Source organism: Desulfosporosinus sp. HMP52 (assembly GCF_000765145.1).
Taxonomy (GTDB): Bacteria; Bacillota; Desulfitobacteriia; order Desulfitobacteriales; family Desulfitobacteriaceae; genus Desulfosporosinus.
The window spans coordinates 57,327-80,497 of sequence record NZ_JMGA01000024.1; the positions used below are offsets into that span (position 1 = coordinate 57,327).

Annotated in this window: 22 protein-coding genes; 5 read left to right on the forward strand and 17 right to left on the reverse strand. The window is 40.4% G+C overall.

Annotated features, from left to right (window positions below):
* Positions 1-127: 127 nt before the first annotated feature.
* The 13 genes from DP73_RS10985 to DP73_RS11040 all read right to left on the reverse strand — a co-directional run bounded on the left by DP73_RS10985 (position 128) and on the right by DP73_RS11040 (position 15,018).
* Positions 128-955 carry a DMT family transporter gene (locus DP73_RS10985; protein WP_242865737.1) on the reverse strand — a complete coding sequence of 276 codons (828 nt, stop codon included), beginning with the start codon at positions 953-955 and terminating at the stop codon, positions 128-130.
* Positions 956-2,608: 1,653 nt separating this feature from the next.
* Positions 2,609-4,732, reverse strand: a complete 2,124-nt coding sequence (gene mrdA / locus DP73_RS10995) for a penicillin-binding protein 2 (RefSeq protein ID WP_034599489.1) — start codon at positions 4,730-4,732, stop codon at positions 2,609-2,611.
* 63 nt (positions 4,733-4,795) lie between these two features.
* A complete protein-coding gene (locus tag DP73_RS24195) occupies positions 4,796-5,305 on the reverse strand; it encodes a serine O-acetyltransferase (RefSeq protein WP_282432672.1) in 510 nt (169 codons plus the stop codon).
* A 105-nt stretch (positions 5,306-5,410) separates the two neighbouring features.
* Positions 5,411-6,577 (reverse strand): rod shape-determining protein RodA, encoded by a 1,167-nt coding sequence (gene rodA / locus DP73_RS11005; RefSeq protein WP_034599491.1) that lies wholly within the window; start codon positions 6,575-6,577, stop codon positions 5,411-5,413.
* Positions 6,578-6,749: 172 nt separating this feature from the next.
* A complete protein-coding gene (locus DP73_RS11010) occupies positions 6,750-8,177 on the reverse strand; it encodes a HAMP domain-containing sensor histidine kinase (RefSeq protein WP_034599492.1) in 1,428 nt (475 codons plus the stop codon).
* Positions 8,177-8,860 carry a response regulator transcription factor gene (locus tag DP73_RS11015; RefSeq protein ID WP_034599493.1) on the reverse strand — a complete coding sequence of 228 codons (684 nt, stop codon included), beginning with the start codon at positions 8,858-8,860 and terminating at the stop codon, positions 8,177-8,179. The genes DP73_RS11010 and DP73_RS11015 overlap by 1 nt, the downstream gene beginning before the upstream one ends.
* A 163-nt stretch (positions 8,861-9,023) precedes the next feature.
* Positions 9,024-9,752 carry a TraX family protein gene (locus tag DP73_RS11020; RefSeq protein WP_034599494.1) on the reverse strand — a complete coding sequence of 243 codons (729 nt, stop codon included), beginning with the start codon at positions 9,750-9,752 and terminating at the stop codon, positions 9,024-9,026.
* Between the two features lie 82 nt (positions 9,753-9,834).
* Positions 9,835-10,620: a M15 family metallopeptidase gene (locus DP73_RS11025; RefSeq protein WP_052090573.1), complete on the reverse strand. Its 786-nt coding sequence runs from the start codon at positions 10,618-10,620 to the stop codon at positions 9,835-9,837.
* Between the two features lie 256 nt (positions 10,621-10,876).
* On the reverse strand, positions 10,877-10,951 hold the full coding sequence (locus DP73_RS24320) for a hypothetical protein (RefSeq protein WP_348982414.1): 75 nt from the start codon (positions 10,949-10,951) through the stop codon (positions 10,877-10,879).
* 289 nt (positions 10,952-11,240) lie between these two features.
* Entirely contained in the window at positions 11,241-12,539 is a 1,299-nt protein-coding gene (locus DP73_RS11030) for a M20/M25/M40 family metallo-hydrolase (RefSeq protein ID WP_034599495.1), read from the reverse strand.
* Between the two features lie 21 nt (positions 12,540-12,560).
* A complete protein-coding gene (locus DP73_RS11035) occupies positions 12,561-13,730 on the reverse strand; it encodes an energy-coupling factor ABC transporter substrate-binding protein (RefSeq protein ID WP_242865738.1) in 1,170 nt (389 codons plus the stop codon).
* Positions 13,663-13,863: a hypothetical protein gene (locus DP73_RS23045; RefSeq protein WP_081963022.1), complete on the reverse strand. Its 201-nt coding sequence runs from the start codon at positions 13,861-13,863 to the stop codon at positions 13,663-13,665. Before DP73_RS23045 ends, DP73_RS11035 begins: the two co-directional genes overlap by 68 nt.
* A 33-nt stretch (positions 13,864-13,896) precedes the next feature.
* The gene (locus DP73_RS11040; RefSeq protein WP_034599496.1) at positions 13,897-15,018 is read right to left on the reverse strand and encodes an ATP-binding protein; all 1,122 of its coding nucleotides are present in this window, start codon (positions 15,016-15,018) and stop codon (positions 13,897-13,899) included.
* 500 nt (positions 15,019-15,518) lie between these two features.
* Here DP73_RS11040 and DP73_RS23900 point away from each other — a divergent pair, with 500 nt between their 5' ends.
* Both DP73_RS23900 and DP73_RS23905 read left to right on the forward strand, forming a co-directional pair.
* Positions 15,519-15,764 (forward strand): hypothetical protein, encoded by a 246-nt coding sequence (locus tag DP73_RS23900; protein ID WP_242865739.1) that lies wholly within the window; start codon positions 15,519-15,521, stop codon positions 15,762-15,764.
* Between the two features lie 590 nt (positions 15,765-16,354).
* Positions 16,355-16,546 carry an IS110 family transposase gene (locus DP73_RS23905; protein ID WP_242865740.1) on the forward strand — a complete coding sequence of 64 codons (192 nt, stop codon included), beginning with the start codon at positions 16,355-16,357 and terminating at the stop codon, positions 16,544-16,546.
* A 337-nt stretch (positions 16,547-16,883) separates the two neighbouring features.
* On the opposite strand, the gene DP73_RS23050 is transcribed toward DP73_RS23905, so the two are convergent.
* Positions 16,884-17,048 (reverse strand): penicillin-binding transpeptidase domain-containing protein, encoded by a 165-nt coding sequence (locus DP73_RS23050; protein WP_128751402.1) that lies wholly within the window; start codon positions 17,046-17,048, stop codon positions 16,884-16,886.
* 731 nt (positions 17,049-17,779) lie between these two features.
* Entirely contained in the window at positions 17,780-19,195 is a 1,416-nt protein-coding gene (locus tag DP73_RS11055; RefSeq protein WP_034599500.1) for a M23 family metallopeptidase, read from the reverse strand.
* An 835-nt stretch (positions 19,196-20,030) separates the two neighbouring features.
* Between DP73_RS11055 and DP73_RS23670 the strand changes: the two genes are divergently transcribed.
* Both DP73_RS23670 and DP73_RS11065 read left to right on the forward strand, forming a co-directional pair.
* Entirely contained in the window at positions 20,031-20,756 is a 726-nt protein-coding gene (locus tag DP73_RS23670) for a hypothetical protein (RefSeq protein WP_034599502.1), read from the forward strand.
* A 72-nt stretch (positions 20,757-20,828) separates the two neighbouring features.
* Positions 20,829-21,518: a hypothetical protein gene (locus tag DP73_RS11065; protein WP_034599503.1), complete on the forward strand. Its 690-nt coding sequence runs from the start codon at positions 20,829-20,831 to the stop codon at positions 21,516-21,518.
* On the opposite strand, the gene DP73_RS23060 is transcribed toward DP73_RS11065, so the two are convergent.
* Together DP73_RS23060 and DP73_RS11070 are read right to left on the reverse strand one after the other, a co-directional pair.
* Positions 21,483-21,722, reverse strand: a complete 240-nt coding sequence (locus DP73_RS23060; protein ID WP_128751403.1) for a hypothetical protein — start codon at positions 21,720-21,722, stop codon at positions 21,483-21,485. The two genes, DP73_RS11065 and DP73_RS23060, sit on opposite strands and share 36 nt — an antisense overlap.
* Positions 21,723-21,796: 74 nt before the next feature.
* Positions 21,797-22,144 (reverse strand): YckD family protein, encoded by a 348-nt coding sequence (locus DP73_RS11070; protein ID WP_034599505.1) that lies wholly within the window; start codon positions 22,142-22,144, stop codon positions 21,797-21,799.
* A 298-nt stretch (positions 22,145-22,442) separates the two neighbouring features.
* Here DP73_RS11070 and sigI point away from each other — a divergent pair, with 298 nt between their 5' ends.
* Positions 22,443-23,171, forward strand: coding sequence for an RNA polymerase sigma-I factor (gene sigI / locus DP73_RS11075; protein ID WP_034599506.1), 729 nt, complete (start codon positions 22,443-22,445; stop codon positions 23,169-23,171).

Consider the following 23,171-nt stretch of genomic DNA (forward strand, 5'->3'; position numbering starts at 1 on the left):
TGTTCATGAACATGGGAGTGGTAGCCACTTTCTGGTATTTTTATCACTAGAATGGCAGTGTGTATGGTGTGCTTCGTTGTGGTAATGCCTATGCTCGTGTTCAGTTAATTCGTGTTCATGTAAATGTTCATGCTCTTCCTTGAACAAAAAGACTGCCCCAATAATCATGATAGGAAGAGCAAAGAAAAAACAACATGCCCTGGCTTTCTCTGAACAAGAGCAATGATAGTACTGCTCCAACAAAAGGAGCAGTTCCGAACAAAGCACTTGTCCTAGCAGACCTTAATTCTCTCATGGCTCGAATAAATAATACGATACTCAACCCATAACTAAAATAGCCTAAGAGCATTGCCAAAAGAATGAATTTGAAAGAAGGCAACGAAAAGCCCAAGATAAAGGATAGAATTAAGGAGAAAGTACCGGCACTTAATCCTTTGATTGTTACAATCGAGAGAGGGTCTTTGTCCGAAACGTTTCGTGTGAAATTGTTGTCTATCCCCCACAGAATGCAAGCACCAAGTACTCCAATAGCACCCAATGAAAAACCCCACTGCCCGGATGAACCCCATGAAAGCAATATACTTGCCATGGTAATCAATAGTACAGCCATCCATATCCTTTTCCCAACAGCCTCTTTGAATACTACAACAGCAATTATGGTAGTTGCTACACCCTCGAAATTCAGCAAAAGGCAAGCCGTAGACGCCGGTGTATTTTTCAAGCTAAACATCAGCACAATGGGGGCTGCTATCCCGCCTATACATACAGCACCAATTATCCAGGGCCAATCATTTCTGGTAAGTCTTGCCTCATCACTGAAACGATTGTCTAAACTTCGGAAGTATCTCTGTACGTAAAGCCCGATACCACTGCCCAGATATAGAAAGGATGCCATTAGAGTTGGGGCAATTTCACCCAAAAGTAGTTTTGAAATAGGGGCACTTGCTCCAAACAAAGCAGCAGCAAATTATGGCTTTTAGTATTGGGGCAATATTTCTGTTCTTCATTCTTATTCAAACCTCTCTTGTATTCCTGAAAAATTATGGGTTACTGTATCATTTGTAGATTGGTAAGATAATAATCATACAACGTTTTTTGTATTAATGTAGCACTAAATGCCATAAATAGCTTATTAAGTATTAACTTCTTAAAACAAAGACCAATATCAGCTGTCACACTAACATAATACCTTGTGTTCAAACTAGTAACATCAGTCCTCTCAAGTGCATATTAATTTTCCTCGCTTTTCAGTTCCCATTCGTTGACTTTTAACGCTGAATCGAGTTTCGAGAAGGTCAATAATGAAATCCCCCAATTTAGCGATATCGGGCAATGTGCTGTCTTATGAGCTTGTATAGCTCCAACTTCTTGGGTTTGTCTAAGGTTCTAAACTCCTTAAGCGTTCATAGTATCCATTTTGCGCTATCTCACATCAGGCTATTACGCTATACACTATGTCCTAAAAAACAATAAATCTACTAACAAAGCCATTTTTTATACACCCCCCGATCTTTTATAGATAAGACGGGGGTTTTCGCTTATTTGGTCTTTGTTATTACGGGGTCGGAGGCGGAGTTGGTGGAGGGGGCGCAGGTGGCAACGGTGCGAATTTAACTTCAACGATAGCTCCCTTAGCCACCACCTTGCCTCCGACAGGGTTTTGCTCAATAGCAAGCCCACTATCACTAAAGTTGAAATGCAATGCCGACTTGCTTAACGTTTCTCCAACCTGTCGCATCGTCATTCCGATAAGATTAGGAACAACAACCTCACTAGCTAGTGGTGGACGCTCAGGGACGCTCTGTGATGAAACAGGTCTAACAGGAATATCGTTTTCGGTGACTGCAATGGTGCTTGTTGCATCATTAGAAAAAGGTACATCAAATTCTTCAAGAGCTCCTTGTATAATTATTTTAGCAACAGGACTACACAGTGGTCCACCCTCATAGATTTACCACCCACCCTAATCCCTGGGATGATCGTTAATTTCCCCGTTCCGTTGATAACAACGCTTTCCATAATCTTTGCCATCTCATCCGATGTGCGATTCGTTTGGATTCATTAGCATAACCAAAGCCTGGAAGTTTAAGTTTGCGAATTTGTTCTATTTTTTCAAGGTCTACTTGACGAGCTATATTAATCCACAACACATCTTTAATAAACTTCTTGAGCCAACACACTCCGACTTAAAATATTTCCCTTGCTATCAGATATAGTCCCTCGTTCAGGTAATAATGTTTGACTTGTCATTCGATTGGAAATCCCTTTAGCAGTTAAGGTATCGGAGTTATAGACCTGCATATAAAACAATCGCCCAACGATACAGATAACTATAAATACAAGAGGTATGTTATACTAAGAATTCTCTGGAAAAATAGACCAGTTTCCATTTTTTCTTCTTTGGTTTTTTCACATGTAAACCCTTCTCTGCTAGGAACTTATGACGATGAGCTCAGCATTGCTCTTTAGCTTTAACCCCAGTCCAATTGATCACACTTGTAACTGATGTAAGAAATAAAAGTAACTGGGCGAATTAAATTGTTTCAGCCCAGTTAATTTCTTCAAAAAATTTTATCATTCGTGACCGGATTGGTCATCGGACTCGCTTTCAGTTTTCATTCGTGGACTTCCAACCAAAATACTTCATAAAAGCTGCCTTTGCCACATAGGCTGCGGTGCTTCCACCACTCTCCCCAAACTCGACAACCCCAGCGAAGGCAATCTGAGGATTATCATAAGGGGCAAACGCCACAAACACCCCATTGTAGATCCTCTCTAACGCCGTGTTTACGTTTCCGATCTGGGCTGTTCCAGTCTTAGCCCCCCCGGAAAATTCCGGCAGATCTGCAAAAATTCCCGAAGCCGTCCCAGCATCATCTCCTGCACCAGTAACTACAGCTCGCATCCCTTGTTTGACCGCATCCAAATTAGCTGGAGAAATTGTTACGGTGTTGATAACCTTGGGTTGGTACTGTCGAGCTACCTCCCCTGTGATTGGATTCAACAGTTTATCTACTACATACGGAGTATAGCGCTTTCCGCCATTCACCAAGGTCGCCGTGTAATTGGCTAATTGCAAAGGGGTATAGCTGTTATATCCTTGCCCAATGGAATTGTTGAAACTATCATAGACCTTCCATTCCACATTTTCATAAACCTTTTGCTTATACTCAACGTCAACAGCATTTTTCTCGGCGTCTTTCTTCATTTGCAGCTTCTGTCGGCTTAACGCATCCGGGGCCTGCTCCAGTTTGGTCGCGTAATCGGCCTCAATTATTGCCAACTTTTTATCACGCGCCTTAATATAAGTAGGACCAAAATACGCTTTCTTCCATTCTGCTGAGGGTGCGGTTCCTTTTGCTTCTCCCGGCAAATCTACACCACTTTCGACACCTAACCCAAATTCATTGGCGATTTGGAGCACAATTTCCGGATTAGAATCGAACACTCGGCGACCGATAACTTGAAAATATATATTAGAAGATTTGGCCAGCGCTCGAGAAAGATTGACAAGACCAAAGTCGTTCCCTCCCCATTCAGCAGTACCTTGTTGCTGAGCAGCTAGATTTCCCAATGAGGACTTTTTATCATCAATGAGTTCAGTCGGAGTCGTCAATTTGAGTTGCAAAGCCGCCATCGCTGTCACCATCTTGAAGGTTGATGCCGGTGGATACAACCCGGACAACGCTCTATTCAGGGAAGCAGCTGGCGCTATTTTATTAGTGTAATATTTATCAAACATTGCCTCGGAAATAATGCCGGTCAAATCGTTGGGGTCCATCCCAGGTCGAGAAGCCATAGCAAGAATCTTGCCTGAATTTACATCCATCACCACGGCAGCCCCAGATTTTGCATTGGGATTAGTGTTCTTTTGAACATCTGCAATAACTTGATCGAGGCTTTCTTCCACAACCTTTTGCAGATCAGCATCAATCGTCAGTTGGACCGTCATTCCCGGTTCCGGTGGTTGGATTAACTGCTTAGAAACTGGGCGGGCGCGATTATCTACTTCAACTTGTTGAATGCCCTCTTTACCCCTCAACCAGAAATCATAGGATTTCTCTACCCCCATCTTGCCAATCATATCCCCCTGAGCGTACTCGAATCCTGCCTTTTGGGCATCCGCATTTTGATTGAACTGTTCAATCTCCTTGTCGCCTATCTCACGAACATACCCCATGAGCTGACCGGCTAGAGTTTTTTGAGGGTAGGAGCGAAGCGGAACCGCATCCACACTCACACCTGGGAGCTCATTCTGATGCTCAGCTATAATGGCTTGGAGCTCTTGAGGAACCTTATCTAGAATCATAACGGGACGATAACGTTCCCACTGACGATTCTGAGTAATAACCAATATATCTTCAGTAATTGACTCAATCGATTGATTGGGATTAGGCCAGTACGGTTTAATGTAACCCGCTAATCGCTTAATAACATCTTTCCAATTGCTAGCTTCGGATTGTTGCAAACCCATCAAATCTAAATTAAGAACAAACTCTGGAACACTTGTTACGAGAATCTTTCCATTTTTGTCTACAATATCTCCTCGTGTAGGGGGAACCTTGACAAGCTTCATGTAATTCCCCTCCGCCTTGGCGGTATAATATGAGCCTTCGGAAATTTGTAAACCCCAGATATTTACACCTAAAACCGTGAAAATGAGGACCACTACGATGTTTAAGCCCCAAAGTCTATATACATAAGGTTTTCGTTCTCTTTTATTTATCTCCATTACCCTCCTTTCGATGAGAGATACGAGCTCTGCACCGAAGATCAAATCGAATCTCGACTCAAACTAACGACCAAGTATATGGCATGCCCTTTCATAACCTTTAACAATTAATCCCGATGAATCTTTTTTTGAGATTATTTTTGCTGGTATTCCTCCAACCGTAACATTGCTAGGAACGTCTTTATTAACGACAGCGTTTGCTCCGATCGTTACATTATCACCAATCGTTATTCCCACAAATAATTTTGCCCCAGGGGCAATATAGACATTATTACCGATGGTTGGGCTCTTTTGATTAAATACCCCTATGTTGACCGCTGAATGAATTCTACAGTTATTTCCAACCCGCACATCTGGATGTACAACAATACTTCCCCAATGAGCAATACTAAGTCCTGGACCAAAGACGTGCCGTGGAATCGTAAATCCCAGCTTCGTCGAGAGCCTCATTAGTTTTAGTTTTAGAATGGCTAAAAAAATTCGCCCTAAAATATCTTTCCTGCAGTTTTCATAGTATTCCGCTTTCCTTAACGTCAGCTGAAAATAAATGAGTGGTTGAGAAAATCTAAACACCCATCTGTACCGGGTTTGATAATGAGCAGCTAAGTCCGCTGTAACATAGAGCTTATAATCTTGCTTGGATTGAATGATCTTAAACTACCCCCTAAGTCATGTGAGCTATTTAAATAGCAACCGACGACTTCTCAGATTAATATTTAGTAAGAGTCCTATGGAGATCATATTCGCCCACATTGCACTTCCGCCATAGCTGATGAATGGCAAGGGTATCCCAGTAACCGGCATAATACCAGAATTCATGCCAGCGTTGACAAGAATGTGAAATGAAATCATAGTTATTATTCCCGATGCTATTAACACACCATACAAATCTCTCGCATGCATGGCAATATTAATACCGCGTAATAGGAATATTAAAAAGAAAAATAGTAGGGTAATTACTCCGATAAAACCAAACTCTTCACTAAACACTGCAAAAATAAAGTCGGTATGATGTTCTGGGAGGAAACTTAGTTGTCCCTGGGTTCCTTGGCGAAATCCTTTACCCCAAAATCCACCCGAGCCAAGTGCCCACATCGATTGAAGAATATTATAACCATCTCCTGCACTGTCTGAAGCCGGGTTTATAAAAACAGTCAGTCTTTTCAACTGATAATCTTTCATTGGAAGAGGCAACCCCTCGGCGAATTTGAGCCAACTTGGAAGGTTTGTTGAAAAATGTAGCCATAGTGCTATACCGACAGCAGTTACCCCTGTGAGTAATAACCCGCCAAACTTACGAATATTCGCTCCTGCTATAAACATCATCCCTATAAATATTGCCATAAACACTAGGCTTGTCCCTAGATCAGGTTGTTTGAAAATAAGGAGCATAGGGACTAATACATATAAAAATGGCGCGATAAAATCTCTGAAACGATTCAGTTTACCCTGACGCTTTGCTAAAAAATCCGAAAACGAAAGGATCATAAGTATTTTTGCAAATTCCGAAGGTTGGATTGCAAAACTAGAAGTAATGGGTATCCAACGAGTAGCACCTTTTGATTCACTTCCGAAAATAAATACTGCCGCAAGCAATAGGATATTAAACCCATAAATATACCCGCTGAATTTCTGTAACTCTTGGTAATCAATTTGATTAACCATAATAGCTAAGAAAATTCCACTTAAAATCCACATGGTTTGAAGCTCGACATAATAATACGGTTGCCCTTTCACAAGATTGTAAGACGCAGTGCTTAAGACAATAAGGCTCGTCGCTAATAATAAGAGCACTGCCAGTAAAAACTGTAAGTCTATGTTTCTTAAATTTATCTTGTCAAACATTCCATCATTCCTTCTCTCCTTCAATGGCGAAATTCATACAACGGCAAAAAAATATCTTCAATCCGTGAACTTTCCAAATAGAGTAGTAGAAGAGACAACCTTTATCGAGGTAGTCTCTTTTCTTGTTACCTAGCGACACTTATCAAGAATGATAATATTTTGAATGCATTTTCTACATAGCATGGGGAAGTAAAAACCAAAATTCAATACCATCATCAAGACGGTTTATACCATATTGCCCGGCATGTGCGTTGATAATGGTTCGAACAATATATAAACCAAGCCCGGCATGAGTCTGAACAGTCGGAGTATGCGCCTTGTCAATCTTATAAAAGCTTTCCCATATCCTGCTTTCGTCATCAATCGAGATAGTACTGCCTTCATTAAAAACGGAACAAACCAAGGACGCCTTTTCTGTATAAACGGATACCTTGACTATTTTTTGTGATGGAGTATGGGCTATTGCATTATCTAGATAATTAGTTAAAGCTTGCTCGAGATAAAAAGCATCGCCTAAAACAAATAAATCATCCTGAATGCTTTTGAGCAACGTGATCTTTTGATTATCAAATAGGACCTGTTTCTTCGCACAAAGCCTATGGCACAAATTTGAAAAGTTAAATGTATCATATTGCATTTTTGTAAGACCGTTTTCGAGGGATGATATATCCAATAGTTTTTTCACTAGTCCACTTAATCTTTTACTCTCGTCTATAATTACATCATAGTAAAAATACTTATCGATATTTGGCAAATTGTTTTTTAGATTTTCACAATACATAACCATTAATCCTAATGGAGATTTTAACTCGTGAGAAACATTAGCTATAAATTCCTGGCGCATATTGTCAATCTGCTTTTGATGACCTAAGGCTTTTTCCAGTTGAGCATTTACAGTTTGCAGGCTGCCAATCATGTCAGATAATTGTTCAGACATGGAATTAATATTTCTGCCAAGTCTTCCTATTTCGTCATCAGAGAAAGGCCCTTGCAGCTTTTGGGAGAAATCCAAGGAAGATACACTTTTTGCCACATGATCGATTTGTATAATAGGCTTTACAAAATGCTTGCTCCAAAACCACGTAAAGATTCCACCAATGATTAAAGCCACAATAGCAATATATATATTTAATTCACTAATCAGTGCAGCACTTCGCTCTACCGCTGAAATAGGAGTATCTAAAACCACAAAAATAGTATTATTTGATGTCTCAATTTTCCCAAACAACATTAAGTTTTCCTTTTCAGAACGCGGGTTAATTGAATATTCTACCTCAGGTGTTTGCGAAAAAACATAATTGCTTTTTTGATAATATGTTATATCAATATTATTGCTATTATAAATTGCTTGATTATATTTGTCCCAAACTGAAACATTTATATTTTCATCTTCCTCATAATGCAACATTGCTTGTGCAATAACATCATGCGATTGAATACTACTTTTAAGTATTGCGAAACTTTCTTCCATCTGGTGTGTTTTCTTATTGATAAAATAGGGCTTAACAAAAAACAGGTTGCAAACAACTTGAATTGCAATAACCGAAAAGATTATAATGACAACAAAAATTACTAGTTTTATTTTTATGGTTTTTTTCATTACTCCACCTCAAAACGATAACCCACACCGTGCACTGTCTTGATATATGGACAGCTTTCCGTTAATTTGGCACGTAATTGTTTTACATGAGTATCTACCGTTCGTCCATCTCCTTCATAGATATAATTCCATACGGAATTGAGCAATTGCTCCCTGCTTAACGTCATATTTGCATGAACAGCAAAATGCAGTAATAAATCATACTCCCGCTGTGTAAGACAAATAATATTATCTTTAACATATACAGCTCTTTTGGCTGTATCAATTGTCAGATTGGCAAAAACAATAGGCTGAATTTGAAACTTTCCAGTCCTTCGTAATACAGTTTCAATTCTGGCTATTAGCAATGACGATGAAAACGGCTTTGTGATGTAGTCGTCAGCACCATTTGTAAGCCCTTTGAGCTGGTCGCATTCCGCTTCTTTTGCTGTAAGCATTATAATTGGAGTAAGCGAGCTCTCGCGTATTTCAGTAAGAACCGAAAAACCATCCTTTTGCGGCATCATAACATCAAGTAGAATAAGATCGATACTGCCACTGTTGGCATAAAATATATCTAATGTATTTTGTCCATTATCAGCCTCAAAAACAAAATATTTATTCGATTGCAGTAAATCTTTTATTGCTCTGCGCATGCGCATATCGTCGTCAGCTACCAGAAGGCATATTTTATTATCTAGCATCAAAGTCACCTCCCATTATTTAGTGATTGTGCAGTGCCTTTAATATTCCATTCTCTGAATCTTTGCCCTTTTGCCAATGAACGGAAAATGGATTCAAGGCCCACCGCCAGCACTTTTCCCGTATATAGCGATGGCCTGATACATAATTGTATCAGGCTGTTTCTTACATTTTAAAGAAAAGCCTTAATAACAAAAAAAGCAGGATTAAATGAGCTGGATAAAATATATAGAATCCCCATTTTAAGGTCTTTGAATTTTTACCTTGCCTTCCCTTATATAATGCTAATAACGGAATTGCTAATGCGATTGCAAATTGATAAAAATGTGCCCAATCCCAATTCAGTAAGGAAGGTATAGCGATAAAGAAATATCCTATAACTAGCATAGCGGTCATTTGCTCCTTAAACTGTCCCCTGAATACACCAAAACATACGATCCACAGTACCGTGATGTAGTTCCAATCGGCAGGATAAGCAAGTAAGCAACAAACGCCTACAACCAATATTTTTTTCCATGTATCAAGCTTATCACTTTTTACTGCTGTTAAAGCAATCAGCCCTAAAGCAAGACCCCAAAATACGCTTGTGGCTTTCCACCACGGAAGCTGACGATACATCACATATGGAAAATGAGATATAATGGCGAAAAGTAAAAGCCGGAAAATATATTTTTTAACGTTAGATGTATAGTGATACCCTTCTGCTATAAAAAAGCATAGTGTAGGAGCCACAATTCGCCCTGTTATTCGTGAGATTGCCCCGATCACACTTTCGTGCGGTAAAGCGACCAAAAAAAAGTGATCGGCAAACATAGCAATCATGGCTATTATCTTCAACGCATTAGCGGTAATATCATGTGTGTTTTTTGAATTTATCGTTATCTGGTTGCCCATGTAGCATACTCCTTCAATCTAAAATTAATATTTCCTGTCATAAAGAAAAGCGGCATTAAGTATAACAACCACCGAGCCGACATTATGTACCAGATGGTGATGGTGATGCAGGCGTGGGAGCATTGGCTTCGCGGTATTGCAAATAATCGTCAAATTTTACGTCAAGCCGCTCGTAATTTAAGTAAGTGGGCAAATAGTAGTGCCACCACTCGACTGACAACACCTTAAACCCAGCCTTCGCCATAATAGTCTTGAGGTATTCACGGTTTTGGGTCTGCGTCTCACTGGCGCCCTCATAATTGGGATAAGTCGCCTCGGTAAACTCGCAATAATCGGTAGGCATGTCAAGCTCAACGCCATTTTCGTCTACCAAAGTAATGTCCACGGCGATGCCTCTGCTATGCTGCGAACTGTTCGACGGCGCTGGAACAAAGTGCTTCTTGTCATCGGGCAGGCTTGCATTCATCGCGACTTGCACAGACTCCGGACGGTACGCATCCCAAATCTTGATTCTGTAACCGTCTGCCATTGCAAGCTCTTGCGCTCTCATGAGCGCCTTTGCTGCGTCAATGTTAATCAAACATAAATCGCGCTCATACTGCACCCTGCCTGTTATATTGTCAGCAGTTGCATTTTTGAGGTCGAAAACAAAGCTCGGGTCCACTTGTTCAAGCTCAATGAGCCCAGCATACGCGTAAACCTCGTCAAGTGACTTAGGCAGCGGTGGCTGCTCAACGGATTGCGCCGTCGGAGTCGGGATAGGGTCTTCATTCGACTGAAAAGATGTATTGCAAGCACTAAGTGTGGCCACAAGGAGCGTCAAACCCAGTATATTCATCACCATTTTACGGAGACTATTATTTATCATAATTAACACCTCATTTGTACTACTGTTGCAATACTGCCAAAACTATCCAAAACCCATAAAACTTAAAAGTTGCTTCTTGCTGCAAGTTCATTTTATTATAATTATAAGCGGAAATTGTGAGGTTATTGTGAGGTAAAAGATTACTTTTAAATGGTATTTTCTGAAAACAACTGAATATGTAAAAATAGAACTCAATCTCACACTCAGACAATTTATATTTTGCTATGTGTACAGATAATGTAAGTATTATATTCCGTTATAGGGGTGGTATTACACCTTTTGTATTAACAGTGTTTCGAGCAAATCGCGATATGGATTTTGTAATAACCATATCTATTAGACCTGCACGGCAATCCGCGAGAAGTCTTTGATTTATTCTCGGTCATCTTTTGTCCCGGTTAATGCTTCATCAGTATAGGACTCCGACATATTGCCAGTCTCTATGCTTCAAAGTACTTTACTTTTATTTTGCTCCTTGGGTCTGATAATTAGCGTTTTAAAAAGAGCTGCCATTATACTTCGGCAGCTCTCATTTATTAAAATTGGTAAGTCCCCCTTGGGCCAATATGCAGTATGTCTATAACCATGAAGTGTGCGCCTTGTTTCCGAAGACAGGTCACTTAGGGCAAGATGAAATGATCGGAAGAAAGAAATTGTGTTACAACTTTATATAATCGCTGCAAGGCAAATACCAAAGCATCTGCCGATATACGCTCATTTGCCCTGTGAATCAGACGAATATCCGTCTCAGGAGGCGTGGGGAAGAATCCATAGGAGATAATTCCCTTTGCTCTTAAGTGTCTGCTATCTGTTACCCCCGGGGTAATAAAAGGCAATAGTTCTGTGGTACGATCGGCCCGTCTATTCATTGTTGATACGATGCTGCGATACAGCGGTGTATCCATTGGTGAACTACTCGGTTCAACGCTGGAAACCACCTTTATCTCTGTCACAAATTCAGGTGAAATCAAATGTTGTTTAAAAATCCTTTGTTTCAATTCCGGTATCGATTCCCTGGGCAGCACATCCATATGTACACGAATGGCAAAATAACTACCATCAAATGATAGTAGGGGTTCCAGCTCAATTATATTATAAAGTAGGGTGTTGTAATCCAAAGGCAAGTTGGAAAATCGCTTTAATAGGGCTACTTTCCCGCCATAAGGTAATAATGAGCCCAAAGCAGTAGGAATGTTATGAAACCGCAATAAAGCCTTCAGCATGGGATTTATAAGATTGGAATCCTTATGATAAATTTGACCCTGTTGAGGTTTAAAGTGATGATCGTATGAATTAGCGAACCTTATCCTATAGTCTAATATCAAATGTCCTTTTTCAGCATATTGGCAGGTATACACGTCACGTGTCTTTTGGCGAAATGAAAAGCCTCCTCCTTCGTTTAATGCATATCGACATTCTTGGAAATCGTCGGTATGTTTCAGGAGCCATTCCACTCCCCACCTGCCTCCCGATTCCTCATCGGCAGTCGCCGCGAAAACAAGTCCTCTCTTCAAAGGGATTTTCTTCCGTTGGATCAGTATGACAAGCATCAACCAGACAACCACCAAGCCTTTACAATCAATAGCTCCTCGGCCCCAAATGTCTCCAGCCGCTTCATCCCCACTAAAGGGGAGATAACACCAGTCAGTCAGATCCTTGGCTGGAGCCACATCAAGATGAGATAGCAGCAGCAGCGATTGATTCGACACCTCACCTGGTTTGTGATAGATAAGAGAACCTTTTCCTGGAATAGGTTCTCTCACTGTGGCCGACAATTCATTGGATTTCAATACAGCCTGAATGTAATGAGCCGCCATGGTTTCCCCATGACGGCCGACTGAGGTATCAATTCGGATCAGTTGCTTTAAATAATGCGTCATTTCTTGCTTCGTATCTTCCCAATCAATATCTGCTATCATAAAAGTGCTGTAATCTCCTTTTCATACGGCAGATTGTGCTTGCTTGGAGGAAAAAGTTTCTGATTCGGAATAGTTCAATTTAAAGTTGAGCATCCGTGCTGAGTTCAAGACCACAAAGAGGGAAGCAACGTTATGAACGACAGCCGCTGCAATTGGTGAAAGGTAGCCCGATGTGGCCAGGGTAATCCCCGCAATATTTACACACACTGCAAATACCCAGATGTTCTGCTTAATAATTTTTAAGGCTTGGCGACTTAAACCGAGTGTAAAGGGAACCATTCCTAGATCATCCGCCATTAAGGCCATATCTGCCGATTCAATCGCTACATCTGTTCCAGCTGCCCCCATCGCTATCCCTACATCTGAGAGAGTGAGTGCGGGAGCATCAATGCCATCGCCGACCATCGCTACGACTTCTCCCTCTTTTTGTAAGGATCTAATATATTCAAGCTTTTCCTCGGGAAATAAATTCGCCTTGTATTCGGTAATTCCGACTTGCTGGCTGATCGAACGGGCTGTCTTTTCATTGTCGCCAGTGAGCATAATAATCCTCTTTATGCCGGATTTTCTCATTTCTTTAATCGCCTGTACCGCTTGCTCTCGAAGGGCATCAGCGATGGAGATGCCACCGATGACTTCTCCATTTTTCAGCACCAGAAGCGCCGTTCGTCCCTTTTCCTCTTGCGCATCCAAAAATGTCCTAGCCACTTCGCTATCGGGTAGTTGTTCCAACCTACGCCGATTGCTGACCTCAATCGTTGTCCCTTCATACACACAATGAACTCCGCGTCCAAAAACGGAGCTGAATTCCTGTGGATCTGGAATGGACAGCTTCCTCCGCTTCGCTTCATTCATGACCGCGCTGGCCAGTGGGTGTTCCGAGCGCTTTTCGGCAAGAGCTGCTGTAGAGAGGACCTCTTCCTGAGTATACGAGGCAAACGGTTGAATTTCTACGACCTGAGGGCGGCCCACCGTTAATGTCCCCGTCTTGTCTAAACAAATGGTGGTCACTTTACCCGCTGTCTCAAGGGTAATGCCGCCTTTGATCAGCGCTCCGCGCTGATATTCGGAACCAGTAATCTCGGAAACAGCGGCGCTTCCAGCATCATCGGAGCCACCGAATTTAGCACCCTTTAATGTGAATAATGGTATAAGGGCAATCAACGCAGCCAAAACTAATAAAATGATCACTTAATATAGAATGCAATGCCTCAGATAAGATTCCTAAGCTGCCTGTAAAAATACCCACTACAGTTTTCATTAATGTGAGGAAAACTGCTGCAAAAACAGAACTCAAGGCTGCCTTTTGTTTGTCTATAACCAAAATCAGACCACTCCCATTAACTTATTGAATTAACTAAATTAAGGGGAGGAGTATTTCTACCCGAACCCCTCCATCCCTTCGATTCGTAGTGGATATCTTCCCCCCGTGCTGATCAAGGATGCTGTGCACAACAGATAACCCCAACCCGGTACCTTTTTCCTTCGTCGTAAAAAACGGGTCATAAATATAGAGCATGACGTCCGGTGAAATACCTGATCCCTCGTCACTGACGGCGAATCCTACAAAGCCAACTTGTCGAACTCCTTCTAGCTGAATCACTCCGCCTTCTCCCTGGGCATCGATGGCATTGAGTAAGATATTTAGGATCACTTGCATAATCTGATCTGGGTCGACCTCAACCACTTGCTCATCAACCTGGCTTCGCGCTTGTTTTAACTCAATATAGTGTTGCCTCAGGGCAGGCTGGATCAAGGCAACTCCTTCGTCCAAGAGTTCCCCTAACGTAATCCCCGTACGCACAGGCTCTTTAGGACGGGCAAAGGACAGAAACTCGCTCACCAAGCGATTTAACCGTTCACACTCTTCCAGAAGCACCCTACAGTATTCTGAAACAACTCGATCATCGACTTTTTCCTGGGCAAGTAGTTGGATGCTCACTTTCATAATTCCCAAGGGATTTCGTATTTCATGGGCTAACCCAGCACTCATATGCCCCAGCGCCGTTAATCGTTCCGTTTGTCGTATCTCACCCTCCAATCGTTCACGTTCCTTCCCTTCTTGCTTTAACTTCTCCACCAACTGCGTTTGAATTTGCAAGGCGAGCTGATGTTTGCGTGACGCCTTCCGTTCCTGCTCAGTCAAGAATCCGGTTAACCAGCCGATTCCGTTAATCAAGCCGACTTCCACCCACTGTGTATACATGGCCGATGGTTCCATTGCCTGGAGATATATCATCAACGGCAGGATGAGGGCCGTAATGACCAAGCCGGATATTATCCCCCCAGCAGGGCCAAAACGCATGGCCGCATAAATCACCGGGAGGTAGTACGCGAATTGCAATAAAATGTGATAGTTCATTTCGTAATGGTAATTCGTGTAATGAATAACCGTCAAAATCACCACAACAATCCCAATCGCGATAAGATCGAAGAGAGTCCGAGCACGATTTTGTGCAAGGGGTTCATGATTTAACAAAAGAAGATCTCCTCCCTATCCTTTTATCCTCCCCTAAACACCCCAGTGTGAGTATCTATTCCGTATTTTAACACATACAAGAGTCGACAGTGACCTATTGTAAGCCGCCTGTCCTGAATCATCAAATTAGTATGATTAAATTTCAGGATTAAAATATTTCAAGCACTTTGCATGGATTGCCCATCAGTACCATAGAGTGTTTTGTCATAATAAGTTTCATTCCTTTCGCTGTGCTCAAGGCACAAAAATTTAATGAAAGTTTCTCCCCCTGAGTGATATAATTTATTTGGATAAGCAGATATACTACAGAGCACGGGGAGGTGAGTGGTGTAGGGTTTAGCCCCCTACCCGCATAATAAGATGTGCCGTTTGCTATTTCAAGAACAAATAAGTGTGCCTTAGAGCACGTAAACTAATCCTTGTATAAACAATTCCCGTTTATTATGTAGCAAACAGTCAATGTCTGCTTATCCACTATAAACTTATGCGGGGATGTGTTTATGCTCAAACTAGTTTTCCCTATTTGCTGTGGAATTGATGTCCACAAGAAGTTTGTTGTTGCAACGATTGGTACTACGAACAAATCGGGTGTTACGGATTACCAAACGAGGCAATTTTCAACCTTTACCGAGACTTTGCTTCAACTTTTAGACTGGTTGAAAGCTCAAGCTTGCAAACATGTCTGTATGGAGTCTACAGGCAAGTACTGCGCAACCTGTTTTCAATGTTTTGGAAGACTACTGTGATGTTGTCGTTGCTAATCCAAAGTATGTTAAAGGTATTCGTGGCAAGAAGACTGATAAAAAAGATTCTATTTGGCTTTGCGATTTACACAAGCACGGTTTAGTTCCCAGTAGCTTTATACCGCCCTTATCAATTGCCAAATTCGTGATTTAATGCGATATAGGTTTAAGCTCATCAACTTTAAGTCAAGTGAGAAAAACCGCATCCAAAACTCTTTAACTGTTTCAAACATTATGATTTCTAGTGTTGTTTCTGATACGTTTGGCGTAAGCTCGATGAAAATCATTCATCACATCCTTGATAATCCCGATGATAAGGATTTCGATGTTTCATCAATGTTACACGCAAGTATGCAAGATAAAGCTGAAACCATTACAAAATCAATCAACGGGAATTTGACTAAGCCACAAGCCGATAAAATGCGGGTTTGTCTTCATCATTTTGAGAACATTGAGAAACACATATCAGACATTGAACGGGTTGTTTTAGGCTTAGCTCAGCTATATTTGCCACAGATAGAGATCATTTTATCCTTGCCAAGTATCAAGGATGTTTTACTGTCATTGCTATCATCGGTGAGATCGGTAGCGATATGGCAGTTTTTAATTCATCCAAACATCTATGCTCCTGGGCAGGACTCACTCCGCAAAACAATGAAAGTGCCGGAAAGAAGAAATCGATCCAAGTGTCACGAGCTGGCGTATATATCAAGCCGCTATTAGTTCAATGTGCCAATGCTGCAATTAAAAGTAAAAAGTGGTCCGTATTTCAAAAACCGTTATGACCAAATTAAGAAGCGCCGAGGTCACAAAAAGGCCATTATTGCGATTGCCCATACATTGCTGAATTGTATATACCACATGCTTGATAAGAATGAGACATTTAACTATGATTTATACAAAATTGACTCCAAACCAAAACAAACTTATTCATCGCAGATCACTGAGGAAATGGCTATACGCTACCATTAGTCTACCAAATACCCGATATGCGTAATACCACTTAATATTTTAATTCAATATTCATTTTTCAAAGTCCGCTTTTGGTGGGCTTATTTTGGTGCACCCTTCTTTTTTTACAGTCTCATTTCTGAATTCTTTCAAACTAAGCCTCGATATCCCCTATCCCATGACTGCCTTTGCGATATAGCCTGCTGTGCTTCCACCGCTCTCCCCAAACTCAACAACCCCAGCAAAGGCAATCTGTGGCTTATCATAAGGAGCAAACGCCACAAACACCCCGTTGTATGTCTTCCCTAAAGCTGTGTTTATGTGATGGGTATCCATCAAGTGGCCACTTTCGCTTCACTCCCCAAAATAAAGACGACAGAAAGCAATAGGATATTAAACCCATAAATATACCAACTGAATTTCTGCAGCCTTTGGTAATCAATTCGATTAACCATAATAGCTAAGATAATTCCGCTTATAATCCACATTGTTTGAAGCTCGACAATAATAGGGTTGCCCTTTCACAAGGTTGTAAGACGCAGTGCTCAAGACAATAAGGCTCGTTGCTAGTAATAAGAGCACCGCCACTACAAACGGTACGTCCATATTCTTTAAATTTTGCTTATTAAACATTCTTACTCTCCTCGTATAAGGTTGAACCTACATCTGCGAAACATAAATCACACCCATTTCCGTGACTTCCTCTTAGAATAACCATAATATAGTAAGCAGGAGATATAAAACATTCTGCACAAAGGTCTAGAATTAATAGGACTCCATTTAAAAAGTCTTATTGAGGCAAGGAAGTTTTAGCAGCACCCCCGGCCCAAACACCCACTGCCAATTTTCCGAACTGTACCTGGTTATTTCTCAGATAGTAAGTATAGAGTTGTTATGTTACGCACACGTCACAGATTTCTAACTTTTTTGTTAAAAGGCAATGATTCTTAATAAACGAAGAGAAAACTAGGCAATCACCTAGTCTTCTCTTCGTTTATTATATAGTTGAGCTAAACTTAAAATTAAGCTTGTTCAGCAGATGGCAAGTAAATAGTAATGTTTTTGTCTTAACGCAAATAATTCAAAGGATTGGTTGTACCCCCGTTGACAATAACCTCTAAGTGAAGGTGCGGACCGGTAGAACGTCCAGTTGAACCCACCAGACCTATCGTTTGTCCCTGAGAAACCGTCTGTCCTGCAGCAACAAGAAGCTTCGAGGAATGAGCATAACGAGTCATAATTCCGTTTCCGTGATCAATAAGAATGCTATTTCCATAATTCCCGTTCCACCCTGCACTGATCACTGTACCCTTGGCAGTTGCAACATAGGGATCACCTAAGGAACCATTGATATCGAGTGCATTATGGAATCCTCCGTTCCTATATCCATAATAAGAATTAATTCTCCCTCTTAAAGGCCAAATCATACCCGCTGAGATCTGTCCACTTCCCCGTGAATAGGCGACAACTACTGGTTCACGTTTGGGCCCTTTAGCTACAATTTGGGGAACGGAATCGTTTAATACCTTCTCGTCCAATATCGTCTTGCTTATTACCTTGTCATTCTTTTGTTCATATGAATACTTGATTTCTTTTACTCCGTCACTACCTTCTTGGATTATTTTTGTTTGACTGCTGGCAAGGGTTGAGTCGATCTTCGCAACTTCGTCGAAGGGAATGATTTCTTTATCTGTCCGGGTCCCTTTACTCACAACCGTTAAGTACGGAGAAACCTTTTCTAGGTTAATCGTTTGACCGGGTTTCAACACTGTGTCAACAGTTGCCCCCGGGTTAGCAGCTAAAACTTCATTTGTTTTCAGATCATTTTTGCGAGCAATAAGCCACCATGAGTCATTTGGTTGAATAGTATAATCTTCTTTCTGCACATTTCCCTGCTTAAGCTTTTCCAGAGCCTGTTCATAGGTAATAACTCTTTCCGGAGAAACTCCTACGGAATTTGTCCCTACCTCTTCCTGAAATGATACGGAGGTAACCTGATTTGTCTCATCCGACTTGGCATAAATCTCTTGATAAGATTTCAATAATTTATTGATCTCCTCCTGACTAGGAAGAACAAAGATAGGATTATTAGCTACCCTTAGCTCAAATCCTTCAATATAAACAGCTAATTTTTCTTTTAAGTCCTCTTCAGAAAGTAGTTTATAGTCCCCCTTTGATAGTCGTACAGAGGAATACTTAATCTTGTCATTAGTTTTAGCTGTGACCCCTAAAGTGGCTCCCTTATCAGCCAAGATCTTATCGATAAGGTCTTTTGCACTACTAACATTGGAAACAATTCCTACTGTTTCCCCGTTAATAATGACATACGCCGCCGAAGTTGTAGACTGGTAATAATATGTCCCTCCTCCCAACATCAATAGTAATACTAACGAGCTTCCAATCACTTTCGGTGATTTCCAAGCTATTTTTTGTATCCATTGGGTAATGTGGTATCCATGCATGTTAACCTTCAACCTTTTCATTATGTCCCTCCGCTGTTGATTTAGACCTGTTAACTGTAAGAATATTTAGGTCAAAATTTAATAAATACCACTCGATCTAAAGTTGCAAATTCAATAATCCCTAAGTAACCAAAGACAACTTATCATAAAAATAAAAGATGGATGTGAAAAATCCATGAATATTTTGTAACTTTTTTGTATGCCCGATATATCAACCTGACAACTATCTAATAATGTAACTTTATGATAATACTTCACCTCAACTACCAAGAATGACCAGAAAGCCAGAAAAGCATCAGTATCCATGGCAACATGACAGAAAAAGCAAGATGATAGCATAGATCACTAGCAGGTAATTTATTAATGATAAAATAAGAGAGCGGTTTGAATTCAAATCAAACCGCTCTCTTATTTATTCCATTATTCCACACTATCCGATTACACTTTCAGGCAACAGTTCGAATGTTTAGAAGAGAAAATATAACACCTGAACCACCAACTCCCAATCCCATCAAGGTTGAAAATAACTGACTACTCATCCAATCATCCTCTCCCTGTATAATTACGCTCTCAAACGGCTTAACTGTGTCGTATAATTCAAGACATGGGAGTCCCAACCTACCCTCATATTATAAATATGGCAATTCCTGCTTCTTTATGGGGATATATTTATATATGTTCATATATTCATAAATTAATAACGCTATAATACAATATTAATGGAGTGAGATAGTAATGTTTTTTGGACTAAGGAGATGAGGCTTATGAAACCGCTCAATAACCCAAATTTTAACGCTACAGGGCTTGTTCTCATAGGTAACTTGCAACGTTAAGTTTCTGATGGAAGGTGAAGATAATGTCAAATCGGTGGGGCAGTATGCCGAGAGTCAAAAAGCGCCAATCGATAGGAAAATTGGTTTTAGTTATTGTACTTATTGGCATAATAGCGTATCAATTCTTCCCTAAATTTATTAATAAGATGTATTCTGTAATCAACCCAACCTATGCAGCAACGAATTCTAATGACTATAGCCTTCCTAATACAAATAATTCTTCAGCTCTGCAATCGCCCACATATTCCATGCAAAATTCCCCCAGTACTTACAATCTATCTAGTGACAAGAAAAGTGAAGTAACCACTGGATATTGGCTGCTCTTTGTAGTAAATGGTCAGATGAGTCAACTTTCAGCTGACGTTGAAACAACTACTTTTGTCCGACAGTTGATCGAAAGCGATCGTAAAAGTACAGGTAATAATACACTCTTTCTGGTCGAGAATGGCAGCTTCCGTCAATACATGGTCAGTAATGAAATCTATTCGGTTGTATCTAATCTATCGGTCATAGATGCCAGAGTGTCTAAGGGTTCAACAAATTCGAATCTAAATAGTTCCTTGAATTCAAGTCTCAATCCTTCTGGAAATCTCAATGTTCCTAATAGTTTGAGCCGGAACAATTCTGTGAATTCGAGTTCTTCTGCTCCGCCATCGGCCAATCAACCACCCAATAATTCGTCTGCCAATACAAGCCCAAATAGTTCGAACAATTCGAGCTCTAATATTCCCAATAATTCAGTTAAATAATCTATTCTTACGGTGTTTCCTAATCTAATGGGATTAGAAATCAAAGTAAATAAATATTAAAGGAGGAGGTTTATGCAAAACCAGAGAGGGCGTATACCCTATGGGATGAAACAACAAGAGATAGGCACTTTAGTTTTTGGCATAGCGATTATAATAATATTCTACCTTGTTTATCAGTTTTTTTTCAAAGGAGGTTCTTACACTCTGGGCTCCTCCCTTACCGCAACAAGTCAGATATACCAACCTAGCACTTATCCAACTAATAATTTGAATGCATATAGCAATCCAAGCCCAAGCTCCTCTAACCTATATGATTCTTCAACATTTAGTTCATTTGATTATTCTAACCAAAATTCTCTCACGACTTCCGAAAAAAGTGATATACTGACAGGCTATTGGATATTATTTGATAACAACGGAGTAATTACTCAATTTAACTTAAATGTAAATGATTACGCCTTTATACAACGGTTAATTCAAAATGACAACAAGGGGATTCCGAAAATTAAAATTTTCTTAGTTGAAAATGGACGAACACGTAAATACATAATCAGTAATGAACTATATTCAATTATTACCAATATGAATTATATTCTTGACTCAAGGATTGTCAATAATTCGGTAAATTCATCAACCAATGGTTCTCCATATCCCTCCCCAAATTCTTATCCTAATTCATCGATTCCTAATACCTCTCCTAATTCATCGATCCCTAATTCATCTAATTCAAATTCCACTTACAACCAGGGTATTAAACCCTAATTCTTTTGTAGACTTAGCCCCAGTGACCCATATTCCAATCATTATTACTGCACCGGCGGGCATTTCCGGAGTATTAGGTTTTAAGGGAAAATGTGTTACCAACTGATCCTTAAAAGGATTTACGATAGCTACTCTAAATACAGGGATCATAAATTGCGGATTTTTGCGGTTAGGACGATTCAAACACACATAAACATAAAACACAGGGAACCCTATACGGGTTCCCTGTGTTCGCACTCTACATATGAACTAACTAAAGCGAAATCTTACCACATTCCTCAATGGTAACCGCCTCCGCCCCAGCCAGAACCACATCCATAACCGTAACCGTTGCCATAACCTGGAGCATACCCAGGAGTTGGTGCAATCTGACCCTGTTGTTGGCTAAACTGCTGACGATATTGTGCAGTGGCGTCGATATTAGCTTTTGTGGCATCTGCTTGAGCCTTGGATATCTCTCCTGCCTCAGCATATTTGTCCACGATCTGCTTTTGAATCTCTGTTATTTGTTTGTTGAGTGCTTCGAGTTCAGCTTTTTGTTGATCCGTAATAGCAGCATATGCAGGAACAGCAACTAAAGCGAGGATAAATACTAAAGAAAGAATAACCAATAACCTTCTTTTCATTTGTTCACCCCCTTACCAAGAATAGAAAATAGAATAACTTAACCAAAGTATACCCAAGTTACTTTACAGAAAAATCACAACAGATTAACATTTTTGTGACATTTAAGTCTCTCAATAAATTCTATAGATTTCTTAATCTAATACTTACTTGTCTGTTCTTCTAATTTTATGTAACGCAAAAATAACAAAAATGTGACAATCCTGTAACATTCTACACCCATAATGGGAACAGAATGTTTTTTTCTACCCCTCGAAACTGTTTTAGTTTTACGAACTACTAGTAATTGGAGTGATTGAGGTGCAAGAGCAAGTTTTGAAAGAAACCTTAATATCAGCCAAGAGCGGTGATCCTCTCGTCAGAGAGGAACTTATAAAATCTCATAAAGCATTTATAGCTAGGGTAAGTTCCAAAATCTGCAGTAGGTATTTAACCTGGGATAATGACGATGAGCTTAGCATTGCTCTTTTAGCTTTTAACGAAGCGATTGACAGCTTCGACCCTCATGGAGGAGCTTCTTTTCACAGTTTTGTTCAAATGGTGATCCGCCGAAGATTAGTGGATTATTTTCGCAAAGAAGGCAAGCATCAACATCTTTCACTCTCGCCCATGAACCTTGAAGATGAAGAGCTGAGCCGCTACGATCTTGATACTTCCCTAGAGCAATATCAAGAAAACGAGAACCAAGAGGTCTTTGCGCAAGTCGTTGAAAACTACGTTCGTGTGCTCTGTGACTATAACGTAACGTTAGATGATTTAATAAAAGTCTCCCCGAAACATAGTGACAGTAAGCAAACTCTCATAAGAGCGGCCTTAGTTTTAAGCCATAACCCTAGACTTATGGCGCATCTTCAAAAACATAGACTATTACCCATCAAAGAACTAGAGTTACTGACCGGCATAAAACGCAAAGTCCTGGAAAAGGGTCGAAAATATCTTATCGCCCTTGCGCTCATCTTATCCGAACCAGATTTTTATCCGCTAAAAATATTTATGCAGCTTCCAAAAGAACCGGGAGAGAAGGTGTAA

What these genes read in the sequence shown, in the direction of transcription:
- DP73_RS11055 (WP_034599500.1), bottom strand. Translation starts at nt 19,195, where the DNA reads ATGAAAAGGTTGAAGGTTAACATGCATGGATACCACATTACCCAATGG.
- DP73_RS11010 (WP_034599492.1), bottom strand. Translation starts at nt 8,177, where the DNA reads ATGAAAAAAACCATAAAAATAAAACTAGTAATTTTTGTTGTCATTATA.
- DP73_RS11070 (WP_034599505.1), bottom strand. Translation starts at nt 22,144, where the DNA reads ATGAAAAGAAGGTTATTGGTTATTCTTTCTTTAGTATTTATCCTCGCT.
- DP73_RS23050 (WP_128751402.1), bottom strand. Translation starts at nt 17,048, where the DNA reads ATGGATACCCATCACATAAACACAGCTTTAGGGAAGACATACAACGGG.
- DP73_RS23670 (WP_034599502.1), top strand. Translation starts at nt 20,031, where the DNA reads ATGTCAAATCGGTGGGGCAGTATGCCGAGAGTCAAAAAGCGCCAATCG.
- rodA (WP_034599491.1), bottom strand. Translation starts at nt 6,577, where the DNA reads ATGTTTGACAAGATAAATTTAAGAAACATAGACTTACAGTTTTTACTG.
- DP73_RS23900 (WP_242865739.1), top strand. Translation starts at nt 15,519, where the DNA reads ATGCTCAAACTAGTTTTCCCTATTTGCTGTGGAATTGATGTCCACAAG.
- DP73_RS11030 (WP_034599495.1), bottom strand. Translation starts at nt 12,539, where the DNA reads ATGATAGCAGATATTGATTGGGAAGATACGAAGCAAGAAATGACGCAT.
- DP73_RS11015 (WP_034599493.1), bottom strand. Translation starts at nt 8,860, where the DNA reads ATGCTAGATAATAAAATATGCCTTCTGGTAGCTGACGACGATATGCGC.
- DP73_RS11065 (WP_034599503.1), top strand. Translation starts at nt 20,829, where the DNA reads ATGCAAAACCAGAGAGGGCGTATACCCTATGGGATGAAACAACAAGAG.
- DP73_RS23905 (WP_242865740.1), top strand. Translation starts at nt 16,355, where the DNA reads ATGGCAGTTTTTAATTCATCCAAACATCTATGCTCCTGGGCAGGACTC.
- mrdA (WP_034599489.1), bottom strand. Translation starts at nt 4,732, where the DNA reads ATGGAGATAAATAAAAGAGAACGAAAACCTTATGTATATAGACTTTGG.
- DP73_RS11025 (WP_052090573.1), bottom strand. Translation starts at nt 10,620, where the DNA reads ATGATAAATAATAGTCTCCGTAAAATGGTGATGAATATACTGGGTTTG.
- DP73_RS11020 (WP_034599494.1), bottom strand. Translation starts at nt 9,752, where the DNA reads ATGGGCAACCAGATAACGATAAATTCAAAAAACACACATGATATTACC.